Source organism: Anaerostipes amylophilus (assembly GCF_025567365.1).
Taxonomy (GTDB): domain Bacteria; phylum Bacillota; class Clostridia; order Lachnospirales; family Lachnospiraceae; genus Anaerostipes; species Anaerostipes amylophilus.
The window spans coordinates 32,130-56,150 of record NZ_JAOQJG010000009.1 but is presented as its reverse complement, the minus strand read 5'-3'; the positions used below and the strand labels follow the sequence as shown (position 1 = coordinate 56,150).

At 35.6% G+C, this 24,021-nt stretch carries 22 protein-coding genes and 1 tRNA gene; 14 read left to right on the top strand and 9 right to left on the bottom strand.

Annotated features, from left to right (window positions below; genetic code table 11):
* Positions 1-392 precede the first annotated feature (392 nt).
* From OCV53_RS11725 to dnaA, 9 genes are all read right to left on the bottom strand, one after another.
* Positions 393-480 (bottom strand) — tRNA-Ser (locus OCV53_RS11725).
* A 99-nt stretch (positions 481-579) separates the two neighbouring features.
* Positions 580-1,134 carry a Fe-S-containing hydro-lyase gene (locus OCV53_RS11720; protein ID WP_055198458.1) on the bottom strand — a complete coding sequence of 185 codons (555 nt, stop codon included), beginning with the start codon at positions 1,132-1,134 and terminating at the stop codon, positions 580-582.
* Between the two features lie 53 nt (positions 1,135-1,187).
* On the bottom strand, positions 1,188-2,030 hold the full coding sequence (locus OCV53_RS11715) for a fumarate hydratase (protein WP_055198456.1): 843 nt from the start codon (positions 2,028-2,030) through the stop codon (positions 1,188-1,190).
* A 123-nt stretch (positions 2,031-2,153) separates the two neighbouring features.
* On the bottom strand, positions 2,154-4,637 hold the full coding sequence (gene gyrA, locus OCV53_RS11710) for a DNA gyrase subunit A (RefSeq protein ID WP_055198454.1): 2,484 nt from the start codon (positions 4,635-4,637) through the stop codon (positions 2,154-2,156).
* Positions 4,638-4,651: 14 nt separating this feature from the next.
* Positions 4,652-6,574, bottom strand: a complete 1,923-nt coding sequence (gyrB, locus tag OCV53_RS11705) for a DNA topoisomerase (ATP-hydrolyzing) subunit B (RefSeq protein WP_055198452.1) — start codon at positions 6,572-6,574, stop codon at positions 4,652-4,654.
* Positions 6,575-6,583: 9 nt separating this feature from the next.
* Positions 6,584-7,669 carry a DNA replication/repair protein RecF gene (gene recF, locus OCV53_RS11700; protein WP_055198451.1) on the bottom strand — a complete coding sequence of 362 codons (1,086 nt, stop codon included), beginning with the start codon at positions 7,667-7,669 and terminating at the stop codon, positions 6,584-6,586.
* Positions 7,670-7,681: 12 nt separating this feature from the next.
* A complete protein-coding gene (locus tag OCV53_RS11695; protein ID WP_022374714.1) occupies positions 7,682-7,888 on the bottom strand; it encodes an RNA-binding S4 domain-containing protein in 207 nt (68 codons plus the stop codon).
* A 14-nt stretch (positions 7,889-7,902) separates the two neighbouring features.
* Complete coding sequence (gene dnaN, locus OCV53_RS11690; RefSeq protein WP_022374715.1) at positions 7,903-9,006, bottom strand: DNA polymerase III subunit beta; 1,104 nt, start codon at positions 9,004-9,006, stop codon at positions 7,903-7,905.
* Positions 9,007-9,288: 282 nt separating this feature from the next.
* On the bottom strand, positions 9,289-10,623 hold the full coding sequence (dnaA, locus tag OCV53_RS11685) for a chromosomal replication initiator protein DnaA (protein WP_055198460.1): 1,335 nt from the start codon (positions 10,621-10,623) through the stop codon (positions 9,289-9,291).
* A gap of 414 nt (positions 10,624-11,037) precedes the next feature.
* Between dnaA and rpmH the strand changes: the two genes are divergently transcribed.
* From rpmH to serS, 14 genes are all read left to right on the top strand, one after another.
* Positions 11,038-11,172 (top strand): 50S ribosomal protein L34, encoded by a 135-nt coding sequence (rpmH, locus tag OCV53_RS11680; protein WP_008392981.1) that lies wholly within the window; start codon positions 11,038-11,040, stop codon positions 11,170-11,172.
* 49 nt (positions 11,173-11,221) lie between these two features.
* Complete coding sequence (gene rnpA / locus OCV53_RS11675) at positions 11,222-11,569, top strand: ribonuclease P protein component (RefSeq protein WP_022374717.1); 348 nt, start codon at positions 11,222-11,224, stop codon at positions 11,567-11,569.
* On the top strand, positions 11,566-11,808 hold the full coding sequence (gene yidD, locus OCV53_RS11670; protein WP_055198449.1) for a membrane protein insertion efficiency factor YidD: 243 nt from the start codon (positions 11,566-11,568) through the stop codon (positions 11,806-11,808). The genes rnpA and yidD overlap by 4 nt, the downstream gene beginning before the upstream one ends.
* Complete coding sequence (locus tag OCV53_RS11665; protein WP_022374718.1) at positions 11,805-12,803, top strand: YidC/Oxa1 family membrane protein insertase; 999 nt, start codon at positions 11,805-11,807, stop codon at positions 12,801-12,803. Before yidD ends, OCV53_RS11665 begins: the two co-directional genes overlap by 4 nt.
* A 2-nt stretch (positions 12,804-12,805) precedes the next feature.
* Entirely contained in the window at positions 12,806-13,612 is an 807-nt protein-coding gene (jag, locus tag OCV53_RS11660) for an RNA-binding cell elongation regulator Jag/EloR (RefSeq protein ID WP_022374719.1), read from the top strand.
* A 48-nt stretch (positions 13,613-13,660) separates the two neighbouring features.
* Positions 13,661-15,037 (top strand): tRNA uridine-5-carboxymethylaminomethyl(34) synthesis GTPase MnmE, encoded by a 1,377-nt coding sequence (gene mnmE, locus OCV53_RS11655; RefSeq protein WP_055198447.1) that lies wholly within the window; start codon positions 13,661-13,663, stop codon positions 15,035-15,037.
* Positions 15,038-15,039: 2 nt separating this feature from the next.
* Positions 15,040-16,923, top strand: a complete 1,884-nt coding sequence (mnmG, locus tag OCV53_RS11650; protein WP_055198445.1) for a tRNA uridine-5-carboxymethylaminomethyl(34) synthesis enzyme MnmG — start codon at positions 15,040-15,042, stop codon at positions 16,921-16,923.
* A 3-nt stretch (positions 16,924-16,926) separates the two neighbouring features.
* A complete protein-coding gene (gene rsmG, locus OCV53_RS11645; protein ID WP_022374722.1) occupies positions 16,927-17,637 on the top strand; it encodes a 16S rRNA (guanine(527)-N(7))-methyltransferase RsmG in 711 nt (236 codons plus the stop codon).
* Positions 17,638-17,696: 59 nt separating this feature from the next.
* Entirely contained in the window at positions 17,697-18,455 is a 759-nt protein-coding gene (locus tag OCV53_RS11640; protein ID WP_022374723.1) for a hypothetical protein, read from the top strand.
* A 12-nt stretch (positions 18,456-18,467) separates the two neighbouring features.
* Positions 18,468-20,153 carry an arginine--tRNA ligase gene (gene argS / locus OCV53_RS11635; RefSeq protein ID WP_022374724.1) on the top strand — a complete coding sequence of 562 codons (1,686 nt, stop codon included), beginning with the start codon at positions 18,468-18,470 and terminating at the stop codon, positions 20,151-20,153.
* A gap of 246 nt (positions 20,154-20,399) precedes the next feature.
* Complete coding sequence (locus tag OCV53_RS11630; protein ID WP_022374725.1) at positions 20,400-21,170, top strand: ParA family protein; 771 nt, start codon at positions 20,400-20,402, stop codon at positions 21,168-21,170.
* Complete coding sequence (locus OCV53_RS11625; RefSeq protein WP_022374726.1) at positions 21,170-22,090, top strand: ParB/RepB/Spo0J family partition protein; 921 nt, start codon at positions 21,170-21,172, stop codon at positions 22,088-22,090. The genes OCV53_RS11630 and OCV53_RS11625 overlap by 1 nt, the downstream gene beginning before the upstream one ends.
* A 12-nt stretch (positions 22,091-22,102) precedes the next feature.
* Entirely contained in the window at positions 22,103-22,594 is a 492-nt protein-coding gene (locus OCV53_RS11620; RefSeq protein WP_022374727.1) for a DUF4446 family protein, read from the top strand.
* Positions 22,595-22,606: 12 nt separating this feature from the next.
* Positions 22,607-23,893: a serine--tRNA ligase gene (gene serS / locus OCV53_RS11615; RefSeq protein WP_022374728.1), complete on the top strand. Its 1,287-nt coding sequence runs from the start codon at positions 22,607-22,609 to the stop codon at positions 23,891-23,893.
* Positions 23,894-24,021 lie beyond the last annotated feature (128 nt).

Sequence of the window (24,021 nt, the reverse complement as noted above, 5' to 3'; positions counted from 1 at the left end):
ATTTTCAAGGTTGTCTTATTGTTCAGTTGTCAAAGATCTTTTTGTGATCCGCTTCGTATAAGAAGCTTTATCATTATATCACTTAGTTCTTAGTTTGTCAAGAACTTTTTTAATTTATTTTGTTGGCCCGTTCTTTATAAGAACTGCGGCAACTTTTATATCATATCATTTTATTTTTATTCTGTCAAGAACTTTTTATTTATTTTTTCAGAATGTTGTGATCGCTCTCCGTCCAATATTCTGAGTAAACAAACATTTCTTTCCGTCATTCCACAAACGATATTCTTCACTCTGCCATAAGCAGTGCAACTTCTATAAGATATCACATTTCAACATTCATGTCAATATCTTTTGTCAAAAAATTAAATCTTCCAATTTGGAAGATTTAATAACGCAGAAGGAGGGATTTGAACCCTCGCACCGCGTAAACGGTCTATACCCTTAGCAGGGGCACCTCTTCAGCCACTTGAGTACTTCTGCAAATGCTTAAATATTAAAATATTTAATTGCATTCGTCATTCACATGACGCTTGAATATCTTACCAAAGGATTTGACTTTTGTCAATAGATTTTTATTGATTATTTTAATTTTTTAAAATTTTCTACTGCGGTCTCATATAAATTGTTTCCATTACTGTCAATCACAACGATAACTGGGAAGTTTTCAACTCTTAATTTGCGGATAGCTTCTGTTCCAAGATCATCATACGCAATCACTTCCGCTTCTTTGATACATTTTGAAAGCAAAGCTCCGGCCCCTCCTACAGCCGCAAAATATACTGCACCATTCTTTTTAATAGATTCAATAACTTCTGGTGAACGCTTTCCTTTACCTATCATTCCTTTTAATCCCTGATTAAGCATCATTGGTGTATACTTATCCATTCTGCTGCTCGTTGTTGGTCCTGCTGATCCAATGACCTGTCCTTCTCTCGCTGGCGTTGGCCCAAGATAATAAATAAATTGTCCGGAAACATCTACTGGTAATTCTTTTCCATCTAGTAAAGTTTCATACATTCTTTTATGTGCCGCATCTCTGGCTGTATAGATTGTTCCTGTCAAATATACATAATCTCCTGATTTAAGTTCTGAAAGCTCTTCTGTTTTCGCTGGAACATTTAAATGTTTCTCCATAATCTTCTACTCCTTGTATTTTTAAATACTCATCCAAAATAATATCGAATTCTTTACAGTACTCTATGTGCATGACGATTTACATGACAACAAATATTCACTGCTAATGGCATTCCCGCAATATGTGTAGGGTAAGTCTCAATATTAAGTCCTAACGCAGTTGTAGAACCTCCAAGCCCCCCAGGACCGATTCCCAGCTGATTGATCTCTTCTAACAATTCTTTCTCTAATTTCGCAATATGAGGTTTATCAGAAGGTGTATCTAAATTCCTTGTCAAAGCTTTCTTTGCAAGAAATGCTGCTTTTTCAAAACTTCCTCCAAGTCCAACTCCTACAACCATTGGTGGACAAGCATTGGGACCCGCATCTTTGACCGCCTGAATGACAGATTTCTTCACACCTTCTTCTCCGTCTGCTGGTTTTAACATAAAGATACGACTCATATTTTCACTTCCGAATCCTTTTGGAGCTACTAAGATTTCAAGATTCTCCCCTGGAACAATATCTATATGCACGATCGCAGGTGTATTATCTTTTGTATTCTCGCGGATTAAAGGATCTTTTACAACAGACTTTCTAAGATATCCTTCTGTATATCCCTGACGAACTCCCTCATTCACTGCATCGTGTAAATCCATACCCTCAATATGAACGTCCTGTCCAATATTTAAAAATACGATTGCCATTCCTGTATCCTGACAAATTGGAATCTGATCTGCTGCCGCAATTTCCATATTCTCCTGCAATTGATTTAAAATCTGTTTTCCTAACGGACTCTTTTCGCTTTCTGTTGCATTCTTAAAACGGCATTTCATATCCTCTGTCAAAGATAAGTTTGCCTCGATACACATCTCTTTTATATTCTTGATGATCTCATCTGTATGAATCGTTCTCATGTTTTCCTCCAAAAATATTTTTGTTTTGTATTATCACTGCCAAAAAGTATTTGAGCATCTATTATTTTATTATATAACGAAATCAGGGTACAGACAATTCATCTGCACCCTGATTTTTATTTTTTATTCTTCTGTTGTATTTTCTTCCTGTTCATCTTCAAGTTTCTCTTCACGGACTTTCGCAATGCTGGCTACCTCTACATTATCACCAACATTCATAACTTTTACTCCAGAAGTATTTCTTCCAAGCATGGAAATGGAGGCTACTGCTGTACGGATAATGATTCCCTCTGTTGTGATCATCATGATCTCATTATCGTCATTGACTGCTTTCACACCTACAACATCACCTGTCTTTTCTGTGATCTTGTAGCACTTAATACCTTTACCACCACGATGCTGTGCTGTAAACTCTGAAGTCAGTGTACGTTTACCCATACCATTTGCAGATACGATCAGCAACGCTTCACCCTGACTGTCAAGCTGCATTCCAATAACTTCATCATCACCTGTCAGATTGATTCCACGAACACCCATAGAAGTACGTCCGATACATCTGACATCGCTTTCATGGAAGCGGATACACTGTCCATTCTTTGTTACAAGGAATACATCCTCATCATCTTCTGTATATTTAACTTCGATCAGCTGGTCATCATCTTTTAATGTGATCGCTGCTAATCCTGTCTTACGGATATTTGCATATTCCATGATAGAAGATTTCTTAACAACACCATATTTTGTTGCCATTAACAGATATTTGCCTTCTTCGTAGTCTGCCAGTGGAATTACTGCTGTGATCTTCTCTCCTGGCTGTAACTGCAGCAGATTAACGATCGCACTTCCTCTTGCCGTTCTTCCACTCTCAGGAATCTCATACGCTTTCAGGCGGTATACACGTCCTGTATTGGTAAAGAACATGATGTAGTGATGTGTCGTTGTCATAAACAGTTCTTCGATGTAATCTTCATCGATCGTCTTCATTCCCTTGATACCTTTACCACCACGATTCTGACTCTTGAAATTATCAACAGTCATTCTCTTGATATATCCAAGTTTTGTCATCGTGATTACAGTATTTTCTCTAGGAATCAGATCTTCCATGGAAATGTCATCAACATCAAATCCGATCTGTGTTCTTCTTTCATCTCCATATTTGTCACGGATCAGTGCGATTTCATCTTTGATAACTCCAAGTAATTTCTTTTCGTCTGCTAGAATCGCCTTCAATTCACCGATACGCTCCATCAATTCTTTGTATTCTTTTTCAAGTTTAGCACGTTCCAAACCATTCAGTGCTCTCAGACGCATATCAACGATTGCCTGTGCCTGTGCATCTGAAAGTCCAAAACGTTCCATCAATTCAAGCTTGGCTGCCTGAATGTTCTCTGCTCCACGAATGATCTTGATCACTTCATCGATGTTATCCTGAGCGATCAGTAATCCTTCTAAGATATGTGCTCGTTCTTCCGCTTTGTTTAATTCATAGCGTGTTCTTCTTGTCACAACATCTTTCTGGTGTTCCAGATAATAATCCAGCATCTCGTGCAGGTTCATTGTCTTTGGCTGTCCATCAACAAGTGCCAGCATGATCACACCAAATGTATCCTGAAGCTGTGTATGTTTATATAACTGATTCAGGATTACGTTCGCATTTGCATCACGACGAAGTTCGATGCAGATACGCATACCACTTCTGTCAGATTCATCACGAAGCTCTGTAATTCCTTCCACTTTCTTTTCTCTTACTAAAGCCGCAATCTTCTCGATCAGTCTTGCTTTATTTACCATGTATGGAAGCTCTGTTACGATAATACGCTGCTTTCCATTTGCCATTGCCTCAATATCTGTAACAGCACGCACTTTGATCTTTCCACGACCTGTACGATAAGCCTGATCGATACCAGAACGCCCAAGGATTGTCGCACCTGTAGGGAAATCTGGTCCTTTAATTATCTCTAATAATTCTTCGATCGTTGTCTCACGATCTTCCTCAACCTGATTATCAATGATCTTGATCACCGCATTGATCACTTCTCTAAGGTTATGAGGTGGAATATTCGTTGCCATACCAACCGCGATTCCCTGTGTACCATTCACTAACAGATTTGGAAATCGAGAAGGAAGTACTGCTGGTTCTTTCTCTGTCTCGTCAAAGTTTGGTCTGAAATCAACTGTATTCTTGTTAATATCAGCCAGAAGTTCCATGGAAATCTTGCTTAATCTTGCTTCTGTATAACGCATGGCAGCTGCACCATCACCATCGACAGAACCGAAGTTTCCATGTCCATCTACCAATGGATATCTTGTAGACCATTCCTGCGCCATATTAACTAACGCCCCATAGATAGAGCTGTCACCATGTGGATGATATTTACCCATGGTATCACCAACGATACGGGCACATTTACGATGTGGTTTATCAGGTCCGTTATTTAATTCGATCATCGCATAAAGAATTCTTCTCTGTACCGGTTTCAAACCGTCACGCACATCTGGAAGAGCTCTGGAAGCGATAACGCTCATGGCATAGTCAATATATGAATTCTCCATTGTTTTTTTCAGATCAATGTCATGAACTTTATCAAAAATTGTATTCTCGTCCATTTGTTTCTCCCTTCCTAAATATCAAGATTCTGCACATATTTTGCGTTTGCTTCGATAAATTCTCGTCTTGGCTCTACCTGATCACCCATCAGTGTTGTAAATGTCAGATCGATCTCTGAAGCAGAATCTTCATCAAGGTTTACTCTTAATAAAATTCTCTTCTCAGGATCCATGGTTGTATCCCATAACTGCTCTGCATCCATCTCTCCAAGACCTTTGTAACGCTGAATCTTGTTATTGTTATCTCGTCCGATTTCCTGAAGAATGTTGTTCAATTCTTCATCACTGTAAGCGTACCAGAACTTCTTATTCTTCTCTACACGGTAAAGAGGCGGTTGGGCAAGGTATACATACCCTCGCTTGATCAATTCCGGCATAAAGCGGTATATGAACGTCAGAAGCAATGTTGCGATATGTGCTCCATCGACATCGGCATCCGTCATGATGATGATCTTATGGTATCTTAATTTCTCAATATCAAAATCTTCATGAATTCCCGTACCAAACGCTGTGATCATCGCCTGGATCTCTTTGTTCACAAGAACCTTATCAAGTCTTGCCTTCTCAACGTTCAAGATCTTACCACGAAGAGGCAGGATTGCCTGTGTCGCACGCGAACGAGCTGTCTTTGCTGAACCACCCGCAGAATCTCCCTCAACGATATAGATTTCACAATTCTCTGGATTCTTGTCAGAACAGTCTGCAAGTTTTCCTGGAAGACTCATACCGTCAAGAGCAGTCTTTCTTCTTGTAAGATCACGAGCCTTTCTTGCTGCATCTCTTGCTCTCTGTGCAAGCACAGCCTTCTCACAGATTACTTTCGCAACCTGAGGATTCTGCTCTAAGAAATATTTCAGCTGCTCAGATAAAACGCTGTTAACAGCACCTCTGGCCTCGCTGTTTCCTAACTTCTGTTTTGTCTGACCTTCAAACTGTGGTTCCCCGATCTTGATACTGATAACTGAAGTCAATCCTTCACGGATATCTTCACCACTTAAGTTATCTTCTTTCTCTTTCAGAAGGTTATTCTTTCTTGCATAATCATTGAAAGTAGTTGTTAAAGCCGTCTTAAACCCTGATAAATGTGTTCCACCTTCTGGCGTAATAATATTATTTACGAAACTTAGGGATGTCTCATTGTAAGAATCATTATGCTGGAATGCAACTTCAACATACACTCCGTCTTTCTCACCCTCACAATAAATAACTTCTGGATAGAGTGCTTCTTTTCCCTTATTCAGGTAATCAACGAATTCCTTGATACCACCTTCATAGTGGAATGTCTCTGAAACCTGTTCTTCCCCACGGTCATCTGTTAAAACGATCTTTAAGTTCTTTGTTAAGAAAGCTGTCTCTCTTAATCGTCTCTTCAATGTATTGTAATCAAAATCAATCGTCTCAAAAATCGTTGCATCCGGATAAAATGTAACGGTTGTTCCAGTCTTGTCTGTATCACCGAGAACTTTCAGCGGATAGCATACCTTTCCTCTCTCATAACGCTGTTTATGAACATGTCCTTCTTTGCAGACTGTGACTTCCAGCCAGTCAGATAAAGCATTTACAACGGAAGAACCTACACCATGAAGTCCTCCAGATACTTTGTATCCTCCACCGCCGAACTTACCTCCTGCATGAAGGATCGTAAATACAACTTCAACGCTGGATACACCTTTTTTCTTATTGATCCCAACCGGAATTCCACGCCCGTTATCCTCGACTGTAACAGAGCCGTCTTTGTTCAGTGTTACGATGATCGTATCACAGAATCCAGCCAGAGATTCATCTACGGCATTATCTACAATTTCGTATACCAGATGATGAAGTCCTTTTTCTGATGTACTTCCAATGTACATTCCGGGTCTTTTACGCACAGCTTCTAACCCTTCCAGAATCTGGATCTGATCAGCTCCATATTCTCCATTTTTTTGTGTACCCATAGTTTCCTCCTAATTTTCTTTTACAATTTTTCCTGCTTTTATTTGAAACATACGTTGAATTGGCAGGTGTTTACTAATAAATTCATCTAAGCCCGTACATGTAATAATCGTCTGTGTATCTTTAATACTCTCCAAAAGATACGTCTTACGATTACTATCAAGCTCCGACAAAACATCGTCAAGCAGCAAGATCGGTGATTCTTTCATCACTTCACGCATCAATTGAATCTGCGCCAGCTTTAAAGATAATGCTGCTGTCCTTTGCTGCCCCTGTGAACCATATTTTCTGATATCGATTCCATTTACAACAAAACTAATATCATCACGATGCGGTCCCACAGTCGTTGTAAAATATTTTAAATCTTTTTGTCTCTTTTTTTTAAGTTCCGTTAAATAACTATCATACCCTACATTGCGATCATATTCCAGTAAAATTTGTTCTTTTCCACCAGTTAATTTATTGTGAATTTTTTGACAGACTTTACCCAAATGTTTGATAAATTTTTCACGATATTTAATAACTTCCGAACCATATTTTACAAGTTGAATATCCCATGCTTCTAATGTATCTATCAGATTATTCTGAAAACGTATTTGTTTTAATAAATTATTTCTCTGTATCAAAATCTTATTATAATTTGTCAGTTGATACAAATACAGACGTTCCATCTGCGACAATTCAATATCCAGAAATTTTCTTCTCTCACTAGGACCACTTTTTACGATCTTTAAATCTTCTGGAGAAAACAAAATTACCGGAATCTGCCCAAGTAGATCACTTGATCTTCTGATCGGAATCTTGTCAATTGCCACACCTTTTGCTTTATTTTTCTTAAGATGCATATCTAACTGATGGTCGATTCCCTGCTTTTCAAAATGAATTCTTATGTGAGCTTCATTTTCTTCAAACTTTATTAACTCTCGATCCTTGTTTCCTCGATGCGATTTGGTTGTTGCACTTAGATAAATAGATTCCAGAATATTAGTCTTTCCCTGAGCATTATCTCCATACAATAAATTGGTTCCACTCGCAAAATTCATGGAAAGTTCATCATAATTCCGATAATTTTTTAATTCCAAAGATTTAATAATCATACTACTCCCACACTATTTTACAATGCGAATTTCCTGTCCATCAAAAGACACAACTTCACCGCCATATAATTTTTTTCCTCTTCTTGTTTCAACTTCTCCGTTTACAAGAACTTCTCCATCCTGAATGACAATTTTTGCTACAACTCCAGAATCTACCAGTCCAGCAGCTTTTAATGCCTGACCAAGTTTAATAAATTCATCTTTAAGTTTAATTTCCATCTAAAAAATCCTTTCTAATGATTAAAATTAACCGGAAGAATCAGATAATTATATGTTCCGGCATCATCTTTGATATAACAAGGTGCTTTCGGATTTACAAGATAAATATTGATTTCTTCATCATCGATTACTCGAAGAACATCCATTAAAAACTTAGGATTAAAGCCAATTAAGAGATCTCTTCCTTCTTTTTGGATCAAAATTTCTTCTTCCATTGATCCAAAGAAAGAATTGATATTTAATTTTAATGAATGATCCGTAATATTGATAATTATTGGTTTTTTATCAGATTCACGAATCAAAAGACTCGCTCTGTCGATACAATTTAAAAATTCTTTTTTGTTAATTATGATTTTTGTTTCATAATCGCTGGATAACATCTGACTTATCTTATAATATTCCCCTTCTAGCAATCTTGAAACAACTCTTGTATTATCAAATTCAAATAAAATATGTTTTGAAGTTACATAAATTGAAACATTTTCGTCCATTTCTCCGGAAATGATCTTAACAATTTCCTGTAAAGTTTTACCAGGGACAACAACTTTAAACGGATCATAATGATCTTTTAGTTCAATATGTCGAATAGAGATTCGATGACCATCCAAAGATACAACACTTAATTGGTCATCTTTCACTTCAAATAATTCACCAGTCATTAATTTTGTATTTTCATTGTCAGAAATTGAAAAAATTGTTTGACGAATTACTTCTTTTAATGAAAACTGTGACAAAGTGATGCTTTGATTTTTCTCAATCTCTGGTAAAGAAGGAAATTCTTCTCCTTCCTGTCCCATAATCTGAAAGCATGCTTTTTCACAAGTAATCGTTGCTTTATACTGATCATCAGTTTCTATCATTACATCATTATCTGGTAATTTTCGTACAATTTCAGAAAAAAGTTTTGCTTCAATTGCAATTTTACCAGGTGCATCAATATGACCATCAATGGTTGTTTCAATTCCAAGTTCCATATCATTTGCTGTTAATCTGATATTTCCTGCAACTGCCTCAATTAAGATACATTTCAAAATTGGAAGAGTCGTATTATTTGATACTGCTTTTGAAACAATGGAAACAGCATGCACTAAATTAGATTTTGTACATATGATTTTCATAATTGTGAATAACTCCTTTCGGTGTCAGATTGTTGTTAAATAAATAAATAAAAGTCGTAGTAATAGTCGTAGTAGCTGTGGATATGGGGATAACCTTAAAAAACCGCTAAGGATAAAGCTTTATAAGGGTTGATAAAATGTTCAAAAGTTGATGAAAATCAGAGGATAATCGTGAACTTATCAACATCACCTAAAATTGCAAAAACAATAATACACAGAATATCCACAGCTTATCCACAGAAAATGTGGATAACTAACGATAAAATGTGAAAAAAATAAAAATTAATCCATCTTTTTGGTGATAACTTCAATAACCTTGCTTAATTCAGGGTCTTTTTCAAGATCTTTTTCAATTTTCTCAATACCATGAATCACAGTAGAGTGATCCCTCTTACCAATGATCTCACCAATTTTAACGAGTGATTGATCTGTCATTTTCTTACACAAATACATACAGATCTGCCGTGGATAAGCAATATCATGACTGCGTTTTTTTGAGATGATATCACTTGTCTGAATATTAAAATGTTCAGCAACTGTCTGCATGATCAATTCAGGTGTAATAGCCTGTTTTGTTTTATTATCGATTAGATCTTGAAGAGCAATTTTGGATAATTCAAGGTCAATTGGTTTTTTATTTAATTTGGAATAAACCTTAATTTTGTTTAATGCACCTTCGAGGTCACGAATATTAGACTTAATGTGTGTTGCAATGTAATCAAAAATTTCATCATCAATATAAATATTGTCTAATTCTGCACGTTTTCTGAGGATTGCAACCTTTGTTTCATAGTTTGGAGGTTGGATATCAACTGGAAGTCCCCAGCTGAAACGGCTCCGGAGTCTTTCTTCTAATACATCCAGCTCTTTTGGAGGTTTATCAGAGGAAAGAATAATTTGTTTTTTAGAGTTATAAAGTGCATTAAAGGTATGGAAAAATTCCTGCTGTGTACTTTCTTTACCAATAACGAACTGAATATCATCGACTAATAAAACATCGATATTACGGTATTTACTGCGCAACTCTTCCTGTTTTTTGTGCTGAATTGAATTGATAACTTCATTTGTAAAATCTTCACTTGTTACATATAAAACATTCAAAGAACTATTATGTTCAATGATATAATGTGCGATGGAGTGCATTAAATGAGTCTTTCCAAGACCTGCACCTCCATATAAAAACAGCGGATTATAGGCTTCCGCTGGAGCTTCCGCAACAGCAATACTGGCAGCATGTGCCATGCGGTTATTGTCACCGATTACGAATGTATCAAAAGTATAACGGGGATTTAAGTTATTATTGTCATGTTCAGGTGTAGCAGCAGGAGTTTGTTTTGGTTTTTCTCCATCTTTTTCTAGCTCAACCTCTATATCGTATTTCTTGCCGGTAAGATCGGAAATAGCAAGGGAAATATAAAAATCGTACATTTTTTTCTTAATAAATTGAATACCCCGCTCATCATATTTAGCATCCAGAGAAAGAATTATCTTATTGGACTGGACATCTTTAATATGTAATGGTTTAATCCAGGCATTAATTGCAGCACTGGAAACGTCATGCTCTTGCTCAAGCTTGACTAATACATCATCCCAAATTTTCTCAATTTCGTTTTTCATGGATAACATAAATCCCTTTCTAAATCATATTTTTATAAATGTGCATAGTACGGCACTATATTTAGTGTATAACAAAAGATTTCTTTTTTCAATCGAAAAATAAAAGTTGCCCACATATTGTGGATAAGTTATTCCACATTATACACAGGTTGAAAAACGTGATAAAATAAGGCAATTCGACATTTTGTGTGTTTATTGCCCACATTTTATCACCAAGTTATGCACAAGTTATCTACAAATTGTGGATAACTTTCGTGCAAACCACAATATATATGAAAATACATAAGAAAGTGAAAAAAGCGTAGAATTTACTTGACTTTTTGGCATTTCTCTGTCTATAATAGGAGTGATGTTTTTACGAATATATTATTCATATATATAACGCATAAAATTTTGTTAAGGAGGTGTTTTAGAATGAAAATGACATTTCAGCCAAAGAAAAGACAGAGATCTAAGGTTCATGGATTTAGAAAAAGAATGAGCACTGCAAACGGAAGAAAAGTTCTGAAGAGCAGAAGAGCAAAAGGAAGAAATAGATTATCAGCTTAGGTCGCAGAGATGTGACCTTTTCTTTTCTCTATTAATAAGGAAGAGAACCATGAAAAATTATCATTCATTAAGAAATAATAAAGAGTTCCAGATGGTATATAATGAAGGAAAATCCAAAGCTAATAAGTACTTGGTCCTTTATTATAGGAAGAATGACCTAGAATATAACCGTCTGGGAATATCAGTAAGTAAAAAAGTTGGAAATAGTGTAGTGCGTCATAGAACTACACGCTTAATTCGTGAAAGCTATCGTTTGAATCAGGATAATTTAAAAACAGGATATGATATGGTAGTAATTGCAAGACAAACTGCAAAAGGAAAGGACTGCCATACGATTGAAAGTGCATTTTTACATTTGGTAGATCTGCATCATCTAAGAAGAGTTGAACACAATTGAAGAAGATTTTAATATCCATTATCAGGTTTTACAGAAAATATTTATCGAAATTAAAGGGAAGAGGAACATGTATTTATGTTCCGACTTGTTCGGAATATGCCATAGAAGCATTGGAGAAGCACGGAGTTGTCAAAGGGAGTCTTTTGGCAATTTTTAGAATATTACGATGTAATCCATTTTCAAAAGGCGGATATGACCCTGTTCCGGAAGTCAGGAAAGGAAAAAGGTGCAAAAAATGATGTTATTGGCACAAGCCCAGACTACGGGCACCGGAGGTATTTTAACTCCGTTTGTAATTATTTTTGGTTGGATCATTCGAGCAATCTATAGTGGATTAGCAACAATGGGTATCTATAATGTTGGTTTATGTATTATTTTATTTACATTAGTTTCTAAGTTAATTTTATTACCATTAACAATGAAACAGCAGAGATCTATGAAGATCAATCAGCATATGCAGCCAGAGATCAATAAGATCACTAAGAAATATCGTAACAAAAGAGACCAGGCATCTATGATGAAACAGAATGAAGAGATGCAGAAAGTTTATGAAAAGTATGGTTCAAGTCCAACTGGTGGATGTTTACCAACATTAATTCAGTTTCCGATCATCATGGCACTGTATTATGTAATTCGTGGTGTTAATACTTATATTCCTCAGATTGCACATGATACACAGTATCATCCAAATCTATTTTTAGGTATGGATTTAAATTCAGCACCAGGATTCAGATTAACTCCATTACTGATCATCCCTGTATTATCATTTATTTTTCAGTTCTTAAGTGCAAAAACATCTATGTCTACAAATCAGATGGATGAAAGTACACCAGGAGCAGGAATGACAAAGAGTATGATGTACACAATGCCGTTAATGTCATTTGTAATGTGTATTTCATTACCAATCGGTATTGGTATTTACTGGACAGCGAGTGCTTTATTCCAGTATATTCAGCAGGTTGCGTTTAATTACCATTATGATCATGCTGATATGGATAAGATTATTGAAAAAAGTCGTGAGAAGGCAGCTAAGAAAAGAAAGAAAAAAGGTCCTTCTCTTTATGAAAAGATGTTGGGAGCACAGGCTGAACAGCAGGGACTGCAAGGTACAGATTCCAGCATTAAGAAGAATGCAAATCTGAAATCAACAAAGAATATTGATTATTCAGGAAATTCTAAAGGAGGAATTGCTTCTAAAGCGAATGCACTCAACAAAAACAAAGGGGGTAAATAAGGATGTCAGCAAAGAGATTCACTGGAAAAACTGAATCTGATGCAGTTATGAATGCTGCAATGGAGTTGGGAATTCCAAGTACAGACCTCAAGTATACAGTGATCGATCAGGGAAGTAATGGCTTTTTTGGGCTGTTTAAGAAACCAGTCATCATTGAAATTAAAGAAGAAGAAAAGAAAGAGACAGAAGTTAAGTCTCAGACAATAGAAAAAGAAAAACCTAAGAAAAAGGTTGAAAAGAAACCAGCGAAGACGGCAGATGAGAAATCAAATCGTCAGCCTAAGAAGAGTTCTAAAGCAAAAGAAGAGGTTCCTGTAAAGGAAACTAAGAAGAATAAGACACCAGAGAATATTGATCAGATCATTAAAGATACTGAAAAGTATTTGGATGAAGTGTTAAGAGCGATGGGACTTGATCCAAAGTTAAATCTTTACTATAACCGCAGAGATAACGTATTAAACATCAATGTATCTGGAGAGAAGATGGGTGCATTGATCGGTAAGCATGGACAGACACTGGATGCCCTGCAGTATCTTATCAGTCTTTATGTAAATAAAGAGAGCGATTCTTTTGTAAAGATCAAGCTTGATACAGAAAATTACAGAGAAAGAAGACAGCAGACTTTAGAGAAATTAGCAGGAAGCATTGCGTATAAAGTAAAGAAGAATAAAAAACCAATTTACTTAGAACCAATGAATCCAAATGAGCGTAGAATCATCCATTCTGCATTGCAGAGAGATCCGGAAGTGATTACAAAGAGCGAAGGTAAGGATCCTTATCGTAAAGTTGTTGTTATGCTTAAAAAATAAGATTTAGGGCTGCCTTAATTTAGGCAGCCCTTTTTTGAGGTATATTATATGAAGTCAAATACGATTGCAGCAATTGCTACTCCGATGACCAATAGTGGAATTGGAATTATCAGGATCAGCGGAGATCAGGCACTGGATATTATTGAAAAAGTATTTAAACCGAAGAAAATAGATAAGAAGATAAAGGAAGTCAAGACATATACAGCACATTATGGACACGTATATGACGGAGAGACATTGCTTGATGAGTGTATTGTGCTTGTTATGAAAGGTCCACATTCTTATACAGCAGAAGATGTTGTAGAGATTAACTGCCATGGTGGTGTGGTTGTTATGAAGAAAGTTCTGGAAGCAGTATTTAAGGCCGGAGCAGCACCTGCAGAGCCAGGTGAGTTTACAAAGAGAGCATTTTTGAATGGACGAATCGACCTTTCAGAAGCAGAAGCTGTTATGGATCTGATTCAGTCTAAGAATGAATTTGCAATGAGCACATCTTTAAAGCAGTTAGAGGGGGCGCTTGGAAAGAAAATTACAGAGATCCGAAAACAGATTATTCACAGCGTTGCATTTATCGAATCAGCATTGGATGACCCAGAACATTATAGTGTGGATGGATTTTCAGATGAGCTGAGAGAGCAGGTTGAGAAAATTATTAAACAGTTGAATGAATTTCTGGAGAATGCAGATAATGGACGAATTCTCAAAGAAGGAATACAGACTGTTATTGTTGGAAAACCGAATGCAGGAAAATCTTCTGTGTTGAATGTTTTGCTGGGAGAGGAACGAGCAATCGTTACAGATATTGCAGGTACAACAAGAGATACGTTGGAAGAATCAATTCAGATCAAAGGAATTCCGCTGAACATCATTGATACAGCAGGAATCAGAGATACAAATGATCTGATTGAAAAGATTGGAGTAGACAAAGCCAAAGAACTGTTAAAGAAAGCGGATCTTGTTCTTTATGTTGTAGATACATCAGATCCTTTAACGAAGGATGATGAAGAAATCATGCAGCTTATTGAAGGTAAGCAAACGATTGTTTTATTAAATAAAGCTGATCTTGAGCAGGTAGTGACAAAGGAAAATCTTAAGGAAAAAGGTTTTGATCAGATCGTTCAGATTTCAGCCAAGGAGCAGACTGGAATTGAAGAATTATATCAATTGATTCAGGATATTTTCTTTGAAGGACATGTTTCGTTTAATGATGAAATATACCTGACGAATATGAGACACAAAACAGAAGTAAGTGAGGCATTAAAGAGCCTTTCTATGGTATTACAGAGTATTGAAGATGGAATGCCAGAAGATTTCTTCTCTATTGATCTTTTAGATGCCTATGAGCATTTAGGATTTATCACAGGAGAATCTGTGGGAGAAGACCTGGTAAATGAGATTTTTGCAGAATTTTGTATGGGTAAATAAAGATGAATAATTTAGAAGAAAAATATGATATCATTGTTGTAGGTGCTGGCCATGCCGGATGTGAAGCCGCACTTGCAGCAGCCAGAATGGGATTTGAAACAATCTGTTTTACAGTAAGCATGGATAGTGTTGCACTGATGCCATGCAATCCGAATATTGGAGGAAGCTCTAAGGGACATCTGGTAAAAGAAATTGATGCACTTGGTGGTGAAATGGGTAAAAATATCGATAAAACCTATTTACAGTCCAAGATGCTAAATAAATCAAAGGGACCGGCAGTACATTCTTTGAGAGCACAGGCAGATAAGAAGATGTATTCTATTTCTATGACACAGGTTATGGGGAATACACCAAATCTTACACTTCGTCAGGGGGAAGTTACAGAAATCCTTGTGGAAGATGGAAAGATTAAAGGAGTTAAGACATATTCAGGTGCGGTTTATTATGCAAAAGCAGTTGTATTGACGACAGGAACTTATCTGAAAGCACGTTGCATTTATGGGGAAGTAAGTAATCACACAGGACCAAACGGGCTGCAGGCAGCCAATTATCTGACAGATTCCTTAAAGAGTCATGGTATTTTCATGAGACGATTTAAAACAGGAACACCTGCCAGAATTGATAAGAATACGATTGATTTTTCTAAGATGGCAGAGCAGTTTGGAGATGAAAGGATCGTACCATTCAGCTTTACAAATAAGGAAGAAGATATCAAGAGAGATCAGATTTCATGCTGGTTAACGTATACAACAGAAGAGACACATGAAATCATCAAAGAAAATCTTCACAGATCACCATTATTTTCTGGAGCAATTGAGGGAACAGGACCTAGATATTGTCCATCTATCGAAGACAAGATCGTGAAGTTTCCAGATAAGAATCGTCATCAGGTATTTATTGAGCCAGAAGGCGAATATACAAATGAGATGTATGTTGGTGGTATGTCAAGTTCATTGCCAGAAGATGTACAGTATAAGATGTATCACAGTGTTCCAGGACTTGAGAATGCCAAGATCGTGAGAAATGCTTACGCAATTGAGTATGATTGTATTGATGCGACACAGTTAAAAGCATCTCTGGAATTTAAAGAGATTGATGGTTTATTTTCTGGTGGACAGTTTAATGGAAGCTCAGGATATGAAGAGGCAGCAGCACAAGGGTTGATGGCAGGTATCAACGCTGCACGTAAATTACAGGAAAAAGATCCTATCATTCTGGATCGTTCACAGGCTTATATTGGAGTTTTGATCGATGATCTGGTTACAAAAGAAACACAAGAACCATATCGTATGATGACATCAAGAGCAGAGTATCGTTTACTACTTCGTCAGGATAATGCGGATCTTCGTCTGACAAAGATTGGATATGAAGCAGGATTGATCAGTCAGGAACGATATGACAAGTTATTAGTAAAAGAACAGCAGATTGAAGATGAGATGAAGCGTCTTGAAGATATTAATGTGGGTGCATCCAAAAATGTTCAGACATTGCTTGAGAAACTTGGCAGTACAACATTAAAATCATCTGCAAAGATGACAGAACTGATTCGTCGTCCAGAGCTTACTTATATGGATTTGGCACCAATCGATCCAGATAGACCAGAGTACGATCTGGATGTTCAGGAACAGGTAAATATTAATATTAAATATGAAGGATATATCAAACGTCAGTTGTCACAGGTAAAACAGTTTAAGAAGATGGAGAAAAAGAGAATTCCAGAAGATATTGATTACGAAGATGTTGGAAGCTTGCGAATTGAAGCAAAACAGAAGTTATCAAAGATCAGACCATCGTCTATCGGACAGGCATCCAGAATTTCAGGGGTGTCACCAGCAGATATTTCTGTATTGCTGATTTATCTGGAACAGATGCACCATAGGAGATAATAGATGGAAAGATTAAGAGAAAAAGCAGCTGCATTTGGAATTGCATTAAGTGATCATCAGTTAGAACAGTTTGAAATGTATTATAAGATGCTTGTAGAGAAGAATAAAGTGATGAACCTGACCGCGATCACAGAAAAAAATGAAGTAATCGATAAACATTTTGCAGATAGCTTGGCATTGGTAAAGAGTGGAGTTGAGTTGAAAGATCAAAAAATTCTGGATCTAGGAACAGGTGCAGGATTCCCAGGGATTCCATTAAAGATTGCATTTCCAGAATTAGAGATTGTATTACTAGATTCCTTAAACAAACGAATTAAATTTTTAAATGAAGTAATCAACACATTAGGACTTCAAAAAATCACAGCGATTCATGGACGTGCAGAAGATTTTGCAAAACAAAAAGAATATAGAGAAAATTTTGATTATGTAGTATCAAGAGCGGTGGCAAATCTGACAGTTTTATCAGAGTATTGTATTCCTTATGTAAAAGAAGGGGGATATTTTCTTCCATATAAATCAGGGGATATCAAAGAAGAAGCCAAGAATTCAAAAAAAGCGGTGAAAATTCTAGGTGGAAATATTGAAGATATTATATCTTTTGAAATTCCGGATACAGATATGGCGAGAACAATTTTAAAGATTCATAAGACAAAAGCAACACCAAAACGTTTTCCAAGGAAAGCTGGTTTACCATCAAAGGAACCAATTTGTTAAAAGGTTTTACTTTCATTTCTGATGGTTATCGTTTATGATAAAAAGAAAGTGGTAAAAATATGGAGAAGAAGAAAGAAAAAAGTTATTTGATCAGTCAGTTATATGATTATCTGGAAGAACAGATACAGTTATTAAAAACAGACAGACATCAGTTGAACCGCAAGATGTATGAGGTCATGCAGGAAAAGAATGAAAAAGAAGGTACGATTGAAAACCAGCAGAAAATCTATCAGATACGAAAGATATTTTCACCGTTACCATTAGAAATCGAAGAATCAAAGCAAAGTGTTTCAGAAGATGTTATAAAGATTGAAAAAGATATCAAAGAATTTCAGAAGAAGATTCATGATAAAGATCATAGAATCGAAGAATTGCTTAGCTATCAAAAGGGATTAGAAGAAGATCTGCTCTTTGATGATATAGTAACTGAAGATGTTAACGAAGATGAAAAGATTCCATTTGTTCCAGCGTTTGATGAATTGATGAAATATATTAAAAAAATATATCCAACAGCACGATTAAATTATCGCGAATCAAAAGAGGAATCTAAAGTTTGTATGACATTTTCATTTTTGAAAGGATTTCATGAGATATTTGAGATATTAATGGATGATATAGGGGTTTTTGTTATTAACTTTGAAAAAACTATTGATGAGTATAAAATATTGATTAAAATAGAAGCAAAACCTAAAATTATTAAAAATGCAAAAGAGTTTTATGAGAAACGCAGTGCCCTTGAAAAAGAACTTACAAAAGAATTTTCAGTGACAAGATGGAAGACAAATTCAATTAATGTTCAGGCATTGATCGAACTATAGAAAGGGAAGATTATGAGAAATAAAGTTATTGATTTATTAGATCAGACAATCGAAGAATTAGATAAAGAGAAGATTGATGGAATTCTTGAAATTCCACCAAAAGATGATATGGGAGATTTCGCATTTCCATGTTTTCAATTAGCGAAAGTATTTAGAAAAGCTCCTAATATGATCGCAACAGAGCTTGCAGAAAAAATTCCTGCAAGCGACGATGTATCAAAAGTAGAAGCTATGGGCCCTTATGTAAACTTCTTTTTGAATAAAGAAAATTATGTAAAAGAAGTTTTAGCAAAAGTAAATGATACTTATGGTACCCAGGAAATCGGAAAAGGAAAAACTGTTTGTATCGATTATTCTTCACCTAATATTGCAAAGAACTTTCATGTTGGACATTTAAGAACGACAATCATTGGAAACTCTTTATATCATATTTTTGATAAATTGGGATATCACGTAGAAAGAATTAATCATTTAGGTGATTGGGGAACACAGTTTGGTAAACTGATCGTTGCGTATAAGAAATGGGGAAGTAAAGAAGCGGTTGAAGAAAAAGGTATTCCTGAGCTTTTAAGAATTTATGTAAAATTCCATGAAGAAGCTGAGAAAGATGATACATTAAATGATCAGGCTCGAGAATGGTTTGCCAAGATGGAAAAAGGTGATGAAGAAGCATTATCTATCTGGGAATGGTTTAAAGATATCAGTATGGTAGAATATAAAAGAATTTATAAAATGCTGAATATGGATTTTGATCATTACACAGGTGAAAGCTTTTATCGTGATAAAACAGCAGCAGTTGTAGAAGAATTAAAAGAGAAAAATCTTCTAAAAGAAAGTGAAGGAGCAATGATCGTAGATCTTGATGAATATGATATGGCGCCATGTCTTGTAATGAAGAAAGACGGAAGTAGTATTTATGCAACAAGAGATTTAGCTGCAATTTTCTATCGAAAGAAAGAATATAATTTTGATAAGTGTATTTATGTAACTGGATTAGAGCAGAAATTACATTTTGCACAGGTATTTAAAGTAGTAGAATTAATGGGATATGAATGGGCAAAAGAAAACCTGATTCATGTACCTTATGGATTAGTAAGTTTAGAAGGTGGAAAGCTTTCAACAAGAAGTGGTAATATCGTATATGCAGAAGACATCTTAAAAGAATCTGTATCTAAGATCAGAGAGATCATTGCAGAAAAGAATCCAGATCTTAAAGATAAAGAAGATGTTGCACAGAAAGTTGGAATTGGAGCAATTATCTTTAATGACTTGTATAACCAGAGAATCAAAGATGTAACATTTACATGGGAGAAGATTCACAGCTTTGATGGTGAGACAGGACCATATGTTCAGTACACATATGCAAGAGCTGCAAGTGTGTTGAGAAAAACAGGAATCACAGAAGTTGGAGATATTGATGCATCCTTAGTAACAGATGAAACATCTGTAGCTTTATTAAAGGAAATCGAAAGATTCCCAGAAGTGATCAAAGTGGCAGCAGATAGATTAGAACCTTCTGTAGTTTCTAGATATGTTATGGGAGTAGCACAAAGCTTCAATCGTTTTTATCATGAAAATCAGTGTAATGTAGAGGATCAGAAATTAAAAGAAGCAAGAGTTAAGATTGTTATTTTGGCAAAACAGGTAATTAAAGATGCATTAGAATTATTAGGAATCCAGTGTCCAGAACAAATGTAATTAATAATAAAGCTTTATTAATTATTATGGACAGATGCATTTCAAAATTTATAAGCAATTGAGGAGTATTCAGATGAATACTCCTTTTCGCATCTGAATATTATAAAATGTTTCACGTGAAACATTTTTGAAAAAATTGAAATTGCGTGAAACAAATATTGCACAAAAAAATAATAAATGTTTCACGTGAAACATATGGCAATGCAAAAAAAATAGTGTTATAATATTGTTCAAAAGGAGAAAAAAATGGGAAGAATTATTGCAATTGCCAACCAGAAAGGTGGAGTTGGAAAGACAACGACAGCGGTTAATCTTTCAGCAGCACTTGCGGCAAAAGGAAAGAAAACCTTACTCGTTGATATGGATCCTCAGGGAAATACCACCAGTGGCTTGGGATTAGACAAAAACGAGCTGGATAAGACAACTTATGAGGTGATTACAGGAGAAGAAAAGATACAAGATTGTATCATTAAAGACTTGTTTGATAATCTATCCTTACTTCCAGCAAATCGAAATTTAGCTGGAGCAGAAATTGAATTGATGACTGTGGATAAAATGCAGTTTATCATGAAAGAGAATCTTCAAAAGGTAAGAAGAAGATACGATTTTATTATTATCGATTGCCCACCGGCATTGGGAATGTTAACAGTAAATGCCATGACAGCAGCAAATACCGTAATTGTTCCGATTCAATGTGAATTTTATGCATTGGATGGACTTACACAGCTGATCTATACAATTGACCTGATTCAGAAGAGTCTGAATCCAAGATTAAAGATAGAGGGTGTTGTGTTTACAATGTATGATGGTAGAACAAATCTATCGCTGCAGGTTGTAGAGAATGTCAAATCGTACTTAAATCAGAATATTTACAAGACGATCATTCCAAGAAATGTACGTCTGGCAGAGGCACCAAGTCATGGACTTCCAATCAATGTATATGCACCTCGATCTTCAGGAGCAGAAAGCTATAATCTACTTGCAGAAGAAGTGATTGAAAATGGAGGTAAAAAATAATGTCAGGAAAGAAAATGGGACTTGGAAGAGGATTGAATACACTGATTCCAAAAGCACCGATTGTCGATGAAGAAGATGTAGAACAAGTAAAGAAAAAAGTATCAAGATCATCGAAATCAAAGAAAAAAGCTGAGCCAGAGAAAGAACTGACATTACCAATTGACAAGATTGAACCTAATCCTGATCAGCCACGTAATCAGTTTGATGAAGATACATTACAGGAATTATCAGATTCAATTAAACAATATGGAATGTTGCAGCCAATTTTGGTAACTCCAAAAGATGACTTCTATGAGATCATTGCAGGAGAAAGAAGATGGAGAGCAGCAAAATTAGCAGGCCTTAATGAAGTCCCTGTCATGATCCGTAAGTATAATGAAAATGAAGTTGTAGAGATCGCTTTAATTGAAAATATTCAAAGAGATAATTTAAATCCAATTGAAGAAGCTATGGCATATAAACGCCTAATGGAAGAATTTCAATTAAAACAAGATGAAGTTGCAGGCAAGGTTAGCAAGAGCCGTGCTGCGATCACAAACTCATTAAGACTTTTGAAACTTGATCCAAGAGTACAAAAAATGCTGGAAGAAGAAATGATCAGTACAGGACATGCAAGAGCATTATTAGCAATTACAAACAAAGATCAACAATATGAAATTGCACAGAAAGTTTTTGATGAAAAATTAAGCGTCAGAGATATTGAAAAACTTGTCAAAGATTTAAAGAAAATCAAAAAAAATAAAAAAGAAGAAAAAGATGTTCACGATATCCTTTATACTCAGCTGGAAGAATCTATGAAACAGGTTCTTGGAAGCAAGGTAACTATTAAAAATAAAAAGAATAATAAAGGAAAAATAGAAATTGAGTATTATTCACAAGACGAATTAGAACGCATTGTGGATATGATAAGATCAATTTAGGAGGAACATGAGATGACAAATTTTTTAAACAGTGTAAGTATGGAATATGTTGTGATTGGCCTGGCCGGTGTATTAGCATTAGCACTGATCCTTGTAATTGTTGCTTTAGTTAAAGTTAGTAAACTAAAAAAGCGTTACGAAAAATTCCTATCGGGAAAAGATGGTAAATCATTAGAAGAAAGCATTATCAAGAAATTTGAAAAGCTTAACGAAATCATTGTAGAACAAGATTTTCTAGAAGGTGAAATACAGAGAATCGATGAAGAACATAGGAGTAGCTTTTCTAAGATGGAAGTATATAAGTATAATGCGTTCTCTGATATGGGTGGAGAAACAAGTTTTGTAATTGCATTACTTGACCATAATAATAATGGAACACTTTTAAATGGTATGAGCAGTCAGAATGCAACATATGTTTATGCCAAAGAAATCAAAGATGGTGCTGCCAAAGTAGCATTATCAGATGAGGAAAAAACAACATTAGAAAAATGTATGAACAAATAATTGGAGGAAAAAATGTTAGATATTAAATTTTTAAGAGAAAATCCAGATGTAGTAAAACAGAACATCAAAAATAAATTTCAGGATCGTAAGTTACCTTTAGTTGATGAAGTTATCGAACTTGATAAGGAAAATCGTGAGATCAAACAGGAAGTTCAGGCACTTCGTGCAGATCGTAACAAATTATCTAAACAGATTGGTGCCTTAATGGGACAGGGTAAAAAAGAAGAAGCAGAAGAAGTTAAAAAACAGGTTACAGCATCTGCAGATCGTATTGAAGAATTAAGTGAAAGAGAAAAAGTTGTCGAAGAGAAGATCAAAGAGATCATGATGACAATTCCAAATATTATTGATCCATCTGTACCAATTGGTAAAGACGACAGTGAAAACGTTGAACTTGAAAGATTTGGAGAACCAGTTGTTCCTGATTTTGAAGTACCATATCATACAGACATTATGGAAAGCTTTGATGGAATTGATCTTGATAGTGCAAGAAAAGTAGCAGGTAATGGATTCTATTATCTGATGGGAGATATTGCAAGATTACATTCTGCAGTTATCGCATATGCAAGAGACTTTATGATCGATAGAGGATTTACTTACTGCGTACCACCTTTCATGATCAGAAGCAATGTCGTAACAGGTGTTATGAGTTTTGACGAAATGGATGCTATGATGTACAAGATCGAAGGTGAAGACCTGTATCTGATCGGAACAAGTGAACATTCTATGATCGGTAAATTTATCGACACAACAACACCAGAAGATCAGTTACCAAAAACATTGACAAGTTATTCTCCATGCTTCAGAAAAGAAAAAGGAGCACATGGGATTGAAGAACGTGGTGTCTACAGAATCCATCAGTTTGAAAAACAGGAAATGATCGTTGTTTGTAAACCAGAAGAAAGCAAAGACTGGTATGAAAAACTATGGAAGAATACAGTAGATTTATTCCGTTCTATGGATATTCCAGTAAGAACATTAGAATGCTGCTCTGGTGACTTAGCAGATCTTAAGGTAAAATCTGTTGATGTAGAAGCATGGTCTCCAAGACAGAAGAAATATTTCGAAGTAGGAAGCTGTTCTAACCTTGGTGATGCACAGGCAAGAAGACTTCGTATCCGTGTGAAAGGTGAAAACGGAAACTACTTTGCTCATACATTAAATAATACAGTAGTAGCACCACCTAGAATGCTGATTGCTTTTTTAGAGAACAACTTAAGAGAAGACGGAAGCGTTGCAATTCCAGAAGTATTAAGACCATATATGGGTGGAAAAGAATCTTTACAGCCTAAAAAATAAGAAATAAAAAACTTCCGAAAGCGTCTCAAATGTGAGGCGCTTTTTCTTTTGCAAAAGTTTATGATATGATATTATAAGAATTCATTATTATAAGAATTATAAGAACTCATAAGGAAAGGTGGGGAGAA